This window comes from Sinomicrobium weinanense (genome assembly GCF_018863395.1).
GTDB classification, from domain to species: domain Bacteria; phylum Bacteroidota; class Bacteroidia; order Flavobacteriales; family Flavobacteriaceae; genus Sinomicrobium; species Sinomicrobium weinanense.
The window spans coordinates 234,946-248,653 of sequence record NZ_JAHKRR010000003.1 but is presented as its reverse complement, the minus strand read 5'-3'; the positions used below and the strand labels follow the sequence as shown (position 1 = coordinate 248,653).

Sequence of the window (13,708 nt, the reverse complement as noted above, 5' to 3'; positions counted from 1 at the left end):
GACTAAAATACAAAAAAAATTTATGTTCTTTCAAAAAATGTTAATACTCCGAATCTTTTTGTGTTATATCATTCCACGATTTCGAGGGAATCACTTTCTCCTCCGTAAGATTTCTCCAACTGATCGAGATATTGGTTAAAGGTCTCCGTTTGTTTTTTGCCGAAGTCCTCTTCGTCGTTTTCCACTACAATATCCACGAGACTGCGGTATCTCTGTATGTCGTATAACATTTTATCCTGCTCGGTGAAGGCTTTTCCGGAAGAGAGGTAGTACGACAGGTTTTCCTGATACTTTTGAGCTATTTCAAGGAAGAGTTTCCTGGCCTTTTCGGTTTGCCCGGTTTTGTAATAACCATCGACATAAGGTTCGAGGAAAACGTAATATCCGTAATATTCAAAAGGCAACTGATCCATGGCCAGGTTCACGACTTCCCGGGCTTTTTCTTTCTGGCCTTCCTCAAGGAGGGTTTCCACGAGCCTTGCCATGTTGCTGCGGTACGAAATGCTGTTTTTCCGGGTTTCCGGATCGTGATAGATGTTCGGAGAATTGGAATTGCCCCAGTTCCATTTCTTTACGATATCGTACATCAATTCACTGTCTATCCTTCCCATTTCATAGCTGCCCTGTGACACGGGGCTCTTTATCGGGACCAGCTTATAGACCATGCCGTCCAGTTGCAGGTAATCCTTCATCCAGATGTATTCTTCGGAGGCAAAACTTCCTCCCGTAAAATAGATGGGCCGTGTCCAGTCGTTATTGGCGAGGATATCGAGCATCATCATCCTGTTTTTGCCAATGGCGCTTTTTGGCAGGTCAATGTCTATGTAATCTACAATAAGCGCACTGTCTTTATCTTTGACCAATCCGCTTTTCAGTACATTCTCTTTGTTAACAGGGATCCTTATTTTGTTTGTCGGATAGAAAATGGTGTTCCTGGCGTTCTCCGGGTATTGCCGGATATCTCCTCCCTGTCTTTTGATGAGGTTTCCAATGGTGTTGTCGTCATTGGCCACCCAGTCCATAAAACGTTTGATGTCCCAGCGTTCGTCCGTGAGTTGCTGGTAATATATGGCATCCCTTACACCATAGGCGTACTGCGAGTGGGTGAGTTGCGAGGGGATGGGGTCGCTTTCATAGGCTTTTCGCTTCATCTGGTCGATATACCAGTCGGTGGCGAAAAGGCTGGAATTTATGACCCTCACATCGGTGCGGTGCCCTTCGATCTCCTGGATGTACCACAGGCCGAAAGTATCGTTGTCCCCAATAGAAAATATTATGGCTCCTGCATCTTCCTGGACAGAGTTCAGGTAGTTCCGTGCAATGGCCTCGGCCGTATAGCGGTTAGAACGGTCGTGGTCGTCCCAGTTCTGGCTGGCCATAACAACAGGAATGGCAAGGAAGCATAAGGCAGTTACGGCAGGGGCCAGTACCTTTGGAGCTATCCGTTTTTTGAATTCTTCATACAGGGCAAAAACACCTATACCGATCCAGATCGCAAAAATATAGAACGATCCCACCAGGGAATAATCCCTCTCACGGGGTTCGAACGGGCGTACATTGGTGTAGAACTGTATGGCGAGGCCGGTGAACATAAAGAACACAAACAACATCCAGAATTGCTTCGGGTTTCTCCGTATCTGGAATATAAGTCCGATGATCCCAAGGATCAAAGGAAGGAAAAAATAGGTGTTCCTGGCCTTATTGTTCAGTACGTCCGACGGCAGGTTGTCCTGAGAGCCCAAATGCCATTCATCGATAAACTTAATACCGCTGAGCCAATTGCCGTGATCGTCCATCTTACCCTGAATATCGTCCTGCCGGCCTACAAAATTCCACATAAAATACCGCCAGTACATATAGCCAAACTGGTACCGGATCATAAATCCTATATTGTCTGAAAGCGAAGGCGGTTGTACCTCGATATACTGCCCGAACTGCCGCAGGAAGTTTACATAGCCATCTTCGTCTATCCTGCCGTTGGCATAATCGGTCCTGAACTGTTTAATAGCATTCTTCAGGTCATTGTTAGACAGGTATTCCGATCGTATCCGGAAGTCGAGCGGGCGGGTAAACCTCATGTAATTGGAGGCGTGGTCGGTACTCCACATCCGTGGCAGTAGTCCTACATGTTTGCTGTTGGAATTAGGGATGGCACTTTTGTAGTGGTTTACAATAACATACTTTCCGCTTTTTTTATCCTGCTCATATTTGGGCTTGTCGTCCTTATACGCTTTTTCGGGATCGGCGTTCTGCCCGGCAAACATATCGGAATACATGGCTCCGTAAACGGGACTGTCCACCCCGGGATATTGTTCCCTGTTGTAGTAGGCCAGCAGGGCACGGGCGTCTGCCGGGTCGTTTTCGTTGATCGGGGTGTGTGCATTAGCTCGTAAGGGGAGCATGAGCCAGGAAGAGAACCCGATAAACATAAAGACAAAACAAAGGACAATAATATTGGCCTTGTACAACTGTTTCTGCCTGGTGTAGCGAAGGGCAAAGTAAAATATCAGGATAAATATGAGCCCCATAATAATGGTCCCTGAATTGAACGGAAGCCCTATGGTATTGACGAAAAAGATCTCACTCCACCCGAAGAGCTCCAGTACGAAGGTCAGGGAGAATTTATAGGTGAGCAGTAGTATTCCTACTACAATGGCATTGGCTACCAGGAAGTTTTTTACAGTGGTAGTCTTATATCTTTTAAAATAGTATAATAGTCCTATGGACGGGATAGCGAGGAAGCCCATAAAGTGAAGCCCCGGAGCCATACCTATGATCAGTGCAATAAGAACAAGCCAGCGGTTGCCTCTTGGAGAGTCCAGTTCGTCAACCCATTTTATTCCAAGCCAAAGCAACAGGGCCATAAGCAGGCTTCCCATGGCATAGACTTCAGCTTCTACGGCACTGAACCAGAAACTGTCAGAAAATGTAAAGGCCAGTGCACCTACTGCACCGCTGCCCAAAATGGCAATGGCAGAGGGCCTGGATATTTCTTTTTCCCCGATCACCATTTTTTTTACCAGGTTGGTGATGGTCCAGAACATAAAGAGAATGGTAAAAGCACTGGCAAGAACAGACATGGTATTGACCATCAAAGCGACATATTCCGTGCCCGGGGCAAACATGGCAAAAAAGGAGCCGAGCATCTGAAAGAGCGGTGCTCCCGGAGGGTGTCCGACTTCGAGCCTGGCCGAAGTGGCTATGTATTCTCCGCAATCCCAGAAACTTACGGTGGGTTCAACGGTTAGTCCATAGGTCAGTAAAGCTATTGCAAATACGGCCCATCCCAGTATGGTATCCCATCGTTTAAATATGTCTGTCGTCATGAACTTGGTTTTCTCTGAAAAGGCGAATTTAATAATAATTCGCTATATAATCCGGGTTTTTCGCTATTTAAACAGGGCAAGTACATCGTATGTAGAAAGTTGAGGTCGGGCGGGTGTGCCGGTATTCGGGTGTTCGGGAATATGTGGATAGAAAGAGGTTGGCCACTCATAGATCCGAATACCGGCACGCTGGTTTCTTACAAGCCCGACTATAAACTGAAGTAGCGTTGTTCCGTTTGATCGAGGTAACGGTTAAATTCTTCGGTTTCTTTTCTTCCGAATTCCTCGTTGTCATTCCTGGCTACGATATCTACCAATGCCCGGTAGCGTTGCAGGTCGTACAGGATGTCTTCTCCGGTGATCAGCGGATGTTTTCCAGATGAGAGATAATAGTCCAGTTTTTCCTGGTATTTACGGCTTGTCCTGGTAAACAGGTCTCTCGCTTTACGGAACTCTCCTGCCTGGTAATACCCGTCTATAAAGGGTTCCAGGAAAGCATAATACCCGTAGTGTTCCAGGGGCATCTTTTCCATGGCCAGGTCCATGACATTTTTTGCCTTTTCCTTTTTATTTTCCTCAAGCAGGGTTTCTGTCAGGCGTGCCATGTTTATCCTGTATGAGATTGCCCTTCTTCTTATGATGGAATCGCAGTATATCTTATCTGAACCCGAATGGCCCCAGTCCCATTTCATAACAATGTCATACATCAGTTCAGGGTCTATTCTTCCCATTTCGTAAGGGTTGTCCTTGTCTATGGGGGTCCTGATGGGGACCAGTTTGTAGACGAGTCCGTCCAGTTGCATGTATTCCCTGAGCCAGAGATAGTCGGCCGGGTTGAAACTTCCCCCGGTAAAATAGAGCGGGCGTTCCCAGTTGTTGTTGGCCAGGATGTCGAGCATCATCATCTGGCTTTTGGTGATACCGCCTTCCGGAAGGTCGATGTCGATATGGTCCCGGATAAGCGCTTTGTCCTTTTCCATGACCAGTCCGCTCCGGAGTACGTTTTTCCGGTTCACAGGGATACGGATCCTGTTCGTGGGATAAAAAATGGCCTTGCGGTATCTTTCCGGGTATTGACCGGGGTCACCGCCCTGCTTGCGGATAAGGTCTTCCACAGTATGGCGGTCGTTGGCGATCCATTCCATGAACCGTTTAATATCCCACCTTTCATCGGTTAAAGGCTGGTGATAGACGACATCCCGTATTCCGTAAGTGTATTGTATGTGAGAGAGCTGCGAGGGAACAGGGCTGCTCTGATGGGCCTTTCGCTTTATCTGGTCGATATACCAGTCGGTGGCAAGGTAGCCGGGGTAGACGACGCGTACATCGGTACGGTGCTTTTCTACTTCCTGGGCATACCACATACCGAAAATATCGTTTTCGCCCATGGTGAAGACAATGGCATCTGTATTTTTCCGGATGGAGTCGAGTGTATTTCTTGCCATGGCCCTGGCAATATAGCGTTCGGAGCGGTCGTGATCGTCCCAGTTCTGATAGGCCATGACTGTCGGGACAGCGAGCAAACAGGCTGTTTTTACGGCAGGAGCAAGTATTTTTGGGCTCAGTAACTTTTGCAGCCCGCTATACAGGGCAAATGCTCCTATGCCTATCCAGATGGCAAAAATGTAGAAGGAGCCTATGAGCGAATAGTCCCTTTCCCGGGGTTCGAACGGGCGTACGTTGGTGTAGAACTGTATGGCTATACCGGTAAAGAGGAAGAAGACCAGGAGGGTCCAGAACCGTTTCGGGTCTTTTCGCAGGTGGAAGATAAATCCTATAAGCCCCAGGATCAGAGGCAGGAAGAAATAGGTGTTCCTGGCCCTGTTGTTCAGGGCATCCGAAGGTAAGTTGTCCTGCGGGCCCAGGTGGTGTTCATCTATGGCTTTTATACCGCTGAGCCAGTTGCCGTTATTGTTCATTTTACCCTGGATGTCGTCCTGGCGGCCTGCAAAATTCCACATGAAATACCGCCAGTACATATAGCCGAACTGGTATTGGAACATAAACCGGATATTATCGAGCAGCCCGGGTGGTTCCACATCGATGTAGGAACTGAATTGTTCTAGGAAATTCACATAACCTTTTTCATCGATCTTACCGGCTGCATAATCTATCTTGAAACGGTTAATGCCGTCTTTTAGTTCTTTACTGGATGCGTATTCGGGTTTGATGCTGAAATCGAGGGGGCGGGAGAGTTTCATGTAATTGGCAGCGTGTTCGCTGCTCCACATTCTGGGCAGGATACCTACGTGCTTGCTGTTGGAGTTGTGAATGGCATTTTTGTAAGGGTTTACAATAATATATTTCCCCGTTTCCTCATCCTGTTCGTATTTGGGTTTGTCGTCTTTGTAGGGATTGTCGGAGTCCTGTCCTGCGAACCTGTCGGAATACATGGCCCCGTACAGCGGGGCGCCTGCGTCCCCGTATTGTTCCCTGTTGTAGTAAGCCAGCAACAGCCGGGCATCTGAGGGGTCGTTTTCATTGATGGGGGTGTGGGCATTGGCCCGTATAGGGAGCATGAACCAGGAAGAAAAACCGATAAACATAAAAAGCAGGCACAGGACGGCGGTGTTGGCTCCGTACAGGTTTTTCCGCCTGGTATAACGATGGGCCAGGTAAAATAATATAACAAAAGCGAAGCCGGCAATGACAGTGCCGGAATGAAAAGGCAATCCGAAGGTATTCACGAAGAAAAGTTCACTCCACCCGAAAAATTTCAGGGTGTAGGTAAGCGAATAACGGTAGACCAGGATGAGTAAAAGAATAGCGGCCCCCTGTGCTATGACAAAGTTTTTTATGGTGATGTTCCGGTATTTTTTAAAGTAGTACAGGAGCACTATGGATGGGATGGCGAGGAACCCCATAAAATGAAGGCCGAAAGCCATACCGGTGACCAGGGCAATGAGCAGGAGCCAGCGGTTGCCCTGTGGGGTGTGCATTTCGTCGGTCCATTTGAGCCCCATCCATAGTAACAGGGACATTAACAGGGCTGCTATGGCATAGACTTCGGCTTCCACGGCATTGAACCAGAAACTGTCGGAAAAAGTAAAGGCCAGCGCCCCGACGGCACCGCTTCCAAGGACAGCAATGGCAGAGGGAGTGGGCATTTCCCCGTTCTTGTACGTGGTTTTTCGTACCAGACGGGTAATGACCCAGAACATAAAGAGCACAGTAAAAGCACTGGAAAGGACAGAAATGTAATTTACCGTGAGGGCAATACCTTCCGGCCCGGTAGCAAACATGGCAAATACGGCACCCAGCATCTGGAACAGCGGAGCCCCGGGCGGGTGGCCTACTTCAAGCTGTGAGGACGAAGCAATATATTCGCCGCAATCCCAAAAACTTACGGTGGGTTCTGCTGTTAATCCGTAGGTCAGTAAAGCTATTGCAAATACAGTCCATCCCAGTATGGAGTCCCATCGTTTGAATATGTCTGTCGTGATGAAATTGGTCTTCAATAAAAAGGCACTTTTCATTATTTACGTTTTGGGCCCGAAATAATGAAATTCCTTATGAGTACCCTATGTTTACGGGGTTGAAATAGGTGCTAGTCCCTGTTTATTGCAGTATTTCCGGACCAGTTCTTTCCGGTTTGATACCTCCAGTTTACCATATGAATTTGTTATATGTGTCTTAACGGTACTGAGGCTGATAAATAGCTCTGAAGCAATTTCCTTGTTGGATTTGCCGAGGAGGATCAGATGGACAACTTTTCTTTCCTGAGCACTTAAAAAATCTATTTTACGGCCTGTTTTTTTTCTTTGTCTTCGGTATGCGGTAAAACCGAAAACGCCTAATGACAGAAAACCGACAATATTAAAGAAAAGGCTGGTATGATATCTTGCTGAAATGGTCTTATTGTTGATTTTCCTGATCTTGTTTTCAAAATACAGGTAATATTTAGGGTCCAGATCACTATTCCTGAATTCTTCTATAAGATCCAGGTAATAATCCCGGTTTTTACGGATATCCTGTTCTAACAATCCGCTGTGGTCCAAAGTCTCCAGCGCTTTTAACTTGATGATGAGGATCTGAGTGGAATCTTTTATATACGATTTTGATTTTTCCAGGTATTCTGCTTTCGATCCGGAAACTATTTTACGGTTAAACAGCTTGTATCTTTTCCATTCTTCCGTGTCCAGGTCGGAAAATCCGGACTCGTCCGGGTTTTCCGGCCTCTCCTCCAGGCTCTTTTCAATCTTCCTGAGCGTATCGAGTAACACCTCTTTATTATGGTTTTGATCATTTCTGTCATGTATATGATACTCCACATCACCGTAACCTGTAAAATTTTCCGGGTGGCTACCATAGCCATATTGCAGAAAAAGTAACGGAAACAAAATCAAAACGGAATGAATTCTTGATTTCATCTGTTTATTTTTTAATCGTTTTTTATCATTAATCCTTTAAAAGCTATTTAAGGTCGGGGGCTTATAAAGCGGGACCACTGGGGCACAAAAAGAGGGCCTTAAGATAAGAAATAAATGAAAAAGTACTTCTTTGTCGTGTTCCTTCCCTGTTTCGGGACGATATTCCAGCCGTTAAGGATGTTGGATATCATGAAATTCTGATATTTGGAGAGTGAAAATAATAATAAAGTTGTATTTTCTTAAACAGGGATTAAAGCCTTCGGGCATACCTGTTATGGCCCTGGATATAGGGGCGGATAAAAAACCCGAAAAAATATTTGTGCAAACAAAAGTTTGTTATAAATTTGCATCCGCAATAAAGCACTGGCCTATGGTGTAATTGGTAACACAGCTGATTTTGGTTCAGTCGTTCAAGGTTCGAGTCCTTGTAGGCCAACCTCTAGGGGACAAATCTGAAAAACATGGATTTGTCCCTTTTTTTGTTATCTTATCTGTCTGTTTTTCAGTGATATATTTTGAAGATTCGTTAACTTGTTTGGTTCGATAATTTTAGTGTTTTTTCTTAATAAAAACATGAATTATTGTAAACCACTGATATATAGTTTGTTTCCCGGTTCGAGTCCTGTAAGGTTTTTTACGAAGAGTTTGTTTTGGAAATCTTGTTTCAAGATAAGAATTTTTATTTTATACTTCATAATATGAACTATATTACTAATACTGTTTCAATTGATTCTGACTTAATAATATTGAGTTGTACATGAATATGTATCTTGAGGTAAACTACAATTGGTCAAATTTTAATATTAGTATTAAAGGAAAGATACCGAAAATCGGACCGATAGTGAGTGTTTCATGCTGAATTTCCATTACGATCCCGGATTTCTGCGTTTATTCAAAGCTCACCATCGCTTTTATGGTCCCGGAGCGGGGATCTGTCCATTGATCAAAATGCGTAGGCATGTCCAGGTAAGGAACCTCATGGGTGACAAAAGCATCCGTTGGGAATTCGCGGATATGGTCAATCACGAACTGAAAATCTTCTAATGTAGCATTTCTGCTGCACATCAGGGTTGTTTCTCTGGCATGTATTTCCGGGTGGTTATAGACCAGATCTCCTTTAGACAGTCCTACAAGAACATATTTTCCGCCATGTGCCATATAGTTTATTCCTGTTTCAAGGGCCTTTTTATTACCCGTAGCATCGAAGACCACTGTGGCCATATCCCCATTCGTAATTTCGGACACGGTTTTTTCCGGGTCCCGAAATGCGTGTAGTACAAAATCCGCCCCTATGACCTCTTTGGTAAATTGCAAACGCGATTCCACCGTATCGATAGCAATAACCCTGGCACCGGAAATCTTTGCCAGTTTTATCAGTCCCAGGCCAATAGGACCACAGCCCACCACAACAACGGTTTCCCCGGGTTCCGGGGAGGCCCTTCTCAGGGCATGTGCCCCGATGGCAAGGGGTTCTACAATCGCCATTTCTTTATAGGAAAGTCTGTTCACAGGGATAAGCAGATCGTTACGCACTGCAATTTCCTGTTGCATGCCCCCATCCGTATGCACTCCCAGCACCCGGATATTGGTGCAGCAATTGGTCTTACCTTTCCGGCAGGCGATACAATGGCCGCAACTTACATAAGGCATTACAACAACCCGGTCTCCCGGTTTTATGCCCTTATTGTTGTCCCCGATATGGATGACCTCCGCGGCTAGTTCATGCCCGAGTATCCTGGGATACCGAAAAAATGCCTGGTTTCCCACATAAGCGTGCAGATCGGTTCCGCAGACACCTACCTTGTGAACTTTGAGCAATGCCTCATCAGCACCGGCCAAAGGCGGGTCTTTTTCTTTTATTTCCAGTTTATAGGGTTCTTTGCATACTATATATTTCATGTGTGTTTTTATTGTTTTTAGCGTATTATGCAACCAACTCCGGGAACTAACAGTGATAGCGAAAGCCTCACTCAATTTTTAAATTCACCTCAGCTTTTATATCACCGGACGAGCTGCCCAGCATAAGCGTATAAGTACCGGGTTCTACAACCCAATTGCTTCTATTCCCATCATAGTATGCCAGGCTGCCGATGGGTACTTCCAGTTCCACCTCTTTCCTTTCACCGGCTTTGAGGTAGACCTTTTTAAATGCTTTCAGTTCTTTTGCCGCCCGTGGCACCTCCGACTTTGATTTGCCGGCATACAATTGTGGTACTTCCGCTCCGTCTGATCTTCCCGAATTGGTCAGGGTAAACGATACTTTTACGGTTTCTTTATCACTATATTGAGTTTTATCTGTAGCAAGGTTATCATAGGCAAAGGAGGTATAGCTCAATCCGTAACCGAAGGGAAAGAGCGGTTTGATCTTTTTGGTATCGAACCAACGATAACCAACAAGAATATCTTCCTTATAAAATTGATCGGTACTGTCGCCGGGATATGAAAGTTCCCCGTAAAAATGTGCCCCGTTATCTTCCAGTTTTTCAGGAAAAGAAAAAGGCAGTTTTCCCGAAGGGTTTACATCGCCGGAAACAATATCCGTTAATGCATTTCCGGCTTCCGAACCCAGGTACCAGCCCTGCATGATCGCGGGAACCTTGTTTGCCCAGGGCATGCTTACCGCATTTCCGCTGAGCAATATCACGGCTGTATTTTTGTTGACTTTCAATACATCCCGGATCAGTTTGTCCTGTTCAAACGGAAGGTCCATAGACCTTCTGTCCCCTCCCTCACAGTCCTGATAGTGATTTTTATTAAGGCCTCCGATAAACAGCACAATATCCGCGCTTTTGGCAACCTCTACTGCGGCCGTTCTCAACGAATCCGTATCCAAACCTGACGGCTCTTCGCGCCCGTAAAGCGAAGGGCCGGAGGCATAGCCGAGGCTGTGGACTATACGCTCCTCCCCGTATTTGTCTTTAAGCCCCTGTAAAGGGGAAACTTCATAGGCGGCTTTTAACGAAGACGATCCGCCTCCTATGACCAGGCTCCGGGAAGCATTTTCACCGATCACGGCTATTTTTTTGTATTTATCTACAGGTACGGGGAAAAATTGCCCTTTGTTCTTTAGCAAAACGATACCTTCCTGTGCAATTTTTCTTGCCGCCTTACTGTGTTCCGGTGAAACAAACTTTCCAAACGGACGATCTGCCCTCATAGTAGTCCTGAAAATCACACGCAGAATGCGGCGTGCTTTATCATCCAGTACATCCGTATCGTATTTGCCTTCCTCAATTCCTTTCAGGAAAGGGTTGGCAAGATAATAGGACGAATAGGGGAAGTGGCCGCTTGTTGTCAATCCATTGGTGTAAGTCCCCATTTCAATATCAAGCCCGTTATTGACAGCCTGGTCGGTATTGTGAACTCCTCCCCAGTCACTGATCACCAACCCGTCAAATCCCCAGTCCTGTTTAAGGATCTTGTTCAAAAGCAAGTCGTTGTGACAGCAATGTTCTCCCCTGAACTGATTGTAAGCTCCCATGACAGACCAGACATTTCCTTCCTGAACAGCAGCCTTAAAAGCAGGTAAATAGATCTCGTGAAGGGCCCGGTCGCTTACATGGACATTGATATGCCCCCGCCATACCTCCTGGTTGTTCAGGGCAAAATGTTTTACGCAGGCGGCCACTCCCGCAGATTGTACTCCCTGGATGTACGGTACAACCATACGGGAGGCCAGGTAAGGGTCTTCTCCCATATATTCAAAATTTCTGCCGTTCAGTGGCGTCCGGTATATATTTACCCCCGGGCCTAACAGTATGGTCTTATTGCGGTACCGGGCTTCTTCCCCGATAGATACCCCGTATAACCGGGACAGGTCTGTGTTAAATGTAGCTGCAAGGCAGGTAAGTGCAGGGAATGCGGTACAGGAATCGTTGGTCCATTGTGCGCCGCTCCATTCGTCCCACAAAACCTCCTCCCGTATGCCGTGCGGGCCATCGGTAGACCAGACCTCCGGTATTCCGAGCCTGGCCACTCCTTTTGAACTGAATTTGGACTGGGCATGGCACAGGGCTACCTTCTCTTCGGTGGTCATCAGTGAAAGTGCACTTTCCACACGTTCTTCTATGGGTTTTGTAACATCGAGGTAAACAGGTATTTTATGCTGTGCAATGACTGGCATAGCCCATAATACCATAATATAAAGTATTCCTGATTTCATGTTTTTTTATTTAAAGTCGTCATTCGGTTTGAATGCTAAAAGCGTATATGTTATTTACTTTTGAAATATTTTTTCATGATATACCAGGCCTTCTTTTTATCGCCGTTCTCGGACAACAACCCTTTCCTGTTATAGCCTTGTTGATAGACAGGGTGCATCCGCCCGAGCGACCTGTAATCAAACAATAGCCAGGGGCACACCCCGGACAGGTTGGGTATGGTACCGAACATCTTTACCTGGTCGGTATAAATTTTTTCCTGGTACCCCTCCGTCCAGTAAGCGGCTTCGTCAGCCGGGCCGTCATTGTTTCCGTATAAGGCTTCTCCTCCGAATTCCGAAATAAACACGGGCTTATCAGGAAACGCAATGTTCCACCGGGTGTCCGGCGGCCTGCCTTGCCAGGGGATATACCAGCCGATATATTCATTGATCGAAACAATATCGGAATGCAGGTAAAGCGAATCCTTTACCCCAAAGGTGTTGTTTTCGTAGTTCTGGGTGTTCGTTACATGGGTAACCGGCCGGGTGGGATCGGCTGCTCTGCATTTCCGGGTCAGCTCTGCCAGGGCTTTGTTCCGGCCGGGGGTGCCGGGGTAGGTTTCGTTGGACAGGGCCCAGATGACCACCCCGCAGCGGTTCCGGTCCCGGCGCACCATTTCGTGGAGCATGTTCTCCATTTTTTGTGGCATAAGACTATCGGAAAATTGGATATGCTGGTATATGGGGAGTTCATTCCACACCATCAGGCCCATCTTTTCGGCTTCTTTCACCATGTGCTCACTGTGTGGATAATGCACCAGCCGTACAAGGTTGCAACCCAGTTCTTTTGCAGGAGTAAGTAGCTGCCGGGCATCCTCTTTGGAATAGGTCCGCTTCCCCTCGTACGGGTTTTCTTCATGGATATTCACTGCTTTCAGGAATACAGGCTGCCCGTTGAGCAGAATTTCGTCCCCACGTACTTCGATACTCCTGAACCCGATCTGGCCTGTAACCGTATCCGTTTCGCTTTCAACGATCACTTCGTAACGTTTGGGGTTTTCGGGCGACCACAGGTCAAAATCCGAAGAAAATTCAACACGGGCGATGCCTTTACCGTCGGTTTTTGTACTATGGGCGAGGTTGAGTTCGGGAATCCGTATGTTGATCTTTTGTATTGTTTCCGGCCCGTTTAGCCGCACCCATCCCCGAACGGTGTCCAGGCTGCTTTTTTTTAACTGAATGAAATAGTCTTCGATATAGGTGTTGCTGGTTTCCACCAGGTCGACATCCCGGGTGATGCCGCCGTAATTGAACCAGTCGTAGCCTGTACCGGGCAAACCGTTTTTCAGGCGCCGGTTGTCTGCTTTAACGATCAGGGAATTTTCCCCTTTCCTGACTTTGCCGGTAATCTCAAACTGGAAAGGGGTAAAACCACCTTCGTGGCTTCCTATTTTCTCCCCGTTGAGGTACACATCCGCCAGGTAATTCACCGCCCCGAAATAAACAAACAGCCTTTTCCCCGGCTGAAGGGAAGAGGTAAACTGTTTTTTGTACCAGACCGTGCCTTCGTAATAGGTGAGTTCAGGCATTTGGGAGTTGAAGTCGCCCGGCACTTTCAATACGGGGGCGCCTTCAAACGAATATTCGAAAAAGTCGGTTTTTTTCTGCGGTTTTTTCTCCAGCCATACCCGGAGGTATTCGCCGCGCCCGGCCGGATCGACTAGGGCTTTCCATTCGCCGTTGAGGCTTGTCCGGTCCCTGGACTGTATGTTTATCATGGCGGTCTGGGCAGTTACCAATTCGACGGAAACCATAGTGAATAAAGCTATCAACATCCATTTCCCCATAGCCGCCTTTTCGTATGTATTCAT

General features: G+C 46.7%; 6 protein-coding genes and 1 tRNA gene. 1 reads left to right on the top strand and 6 read right to left on the bottom strand.

Going from position 1 to position 13,708, the window contains the following annotated elements:
* Nucleotides 1-68: 68 nt before the first annotated feature.
* From KN811_RS10675 to KN811_RS21945, 3 genes are all read right to left on the bottom strand, one after another.
* On the bottom strand, nucleotides 69-3,326 hold the full coding sequence (locus KN811_RS10675; RefSeq protein WP_187966027.1) for a protein O-mannosyl-transferase family: 3,258 nt from the start codon (nucleotides 3,324-3,326) through the stop codon (nucleotides 69-71).
* A gap of 209 nt (nucleotides 3,327-3,535) precedes the next feature.
* Complete coding sequence (locus tag KN811_RS10670) at nucleotides 3,536-6,802, bottom strand: glycosyltransferase family 117 protein (protein ID WP_247716467.1); 3,267 nt, start codon at nucleotides 6,800-6,802, stop codon at nucleotides 3,536-3,538.
* A gap of 51 nt (nucleotides 6,803-6,853) precedes the next feature.
* Nucleotides 6,854-7,696, bottom strand: a complete 843-nt coding sequence (locus tag KN811_RS21945) for a response regulator transcription factor (RefSeq protein ID WP_187965760.1) — start codon at nucleotides 7,694-7,696, stop codon at nucleotides 6,854-6,856.
* Nucleotides 7,697-8,060: 364 nt separating this feature from the next.
* Between KN811_RS21945 and KN811_RS10660 the strand changes: the two genes are divergently transcribed.
* Nucleotides 8,061-8,132 (top strand) — tRNA-Gln (locus KN811_RS10660).
* A 452-nt stretch (nucleotides 8,133-8,584) separates the two neighbouring features.
* Here the strand turns inward: KN811_RS10660 and KN811_RS10655 are convergent.
* The 3 genes from KN811_RS10655 to KN811_RS10645 all read right to left on the bottom strand — a co-directional run bounded on the left by KN811_RS10655 (nucleotide 8,585) and on the right by KN811_RS10645 (nucleotide 13,708).
* Nucleotides 8,585-9,595: a zinc-binding alcohol dehydrogenase family protein gene (locus tag KN811_RS10655; protein WP_187965761.1), complete on the bottom strand. Its 1,011-nt coding sequence runs from the start codon at nucleotides 9,593-9,595 to the stop codon at nucleotides 8,585-8,587.
* Between the two features lie 67 nt (nucleotides 9,596-9,662).
* Nucleotides 9,663-11,858: a glycoside hydrolase family 3 C-terminal domain-containing protein gene (locus KN811_RS10650; RefSeq protein ID WP_187965762.1), complete on the bottom strand. Its 2,196-nt coding sequence runs from the start codon at nucleotides 11,856-11,858 to the stop codon at nucleotides 9,663-9,665.
* 50 nt (nucleotides 11,859-11,908) lie between these two features.
* Complete coding sequence (locus KN811_RS10645) at nucleotides 11,909-13,708, bottom strand: glycoside hydrolase family 2 protein (RefSeq protein WP_247716466.1); 1,800 nt, start codon at nucleotides 13,706-13,708, stop codon at nucleotides 11,909-11,911.

Excerpts from the sequence above, each read along its gene's own strand:
- KN811_RS10675 (WP_187966027.1), bottom strand. The coding sequence starts at position 3,326 with ATGACGACAGACATATTTAAACGATGGGATACCATACTGGGATGGGCC.
- KN811_RS10670 (WP_247716467.1), bottom strand. The coding sequence starts at position 6,802 with ATGAAAAGTGCCTTTTTATTGAAGACCAATTTCATCACGACAGACATA.
- KN811_RS21945 (WP_187965760.1), bottom strand. The coding sequence starts at position 7,696 with ATGAAATCAAGAATTCATTCCGTTTTGATTTTGTTTCCGTTACTTTTT.
- KN811_RS10655 (WP_187965761.1), bottom strand. The coding sequence starts at position 9,595 with ATGAAATATATAGTATGCAAAGAACCCTATAAACTGGAAATAAAAGAA.
- KN811_RS10650 (WP_187965762.1), bottom strand. The coding sequence starts at position 11,858 with ATGAAATCAGGAATACTTTATATTATGGTATTATGGGCTATGCCAGTC.
- KN811_RS10645 (WP_247716466.1), bottom strand. The coding sequence starts at position 13,708 with ATGAATACATACGAAAAGGCGGCTATGGGGAAATGGATGTTGATAGCT.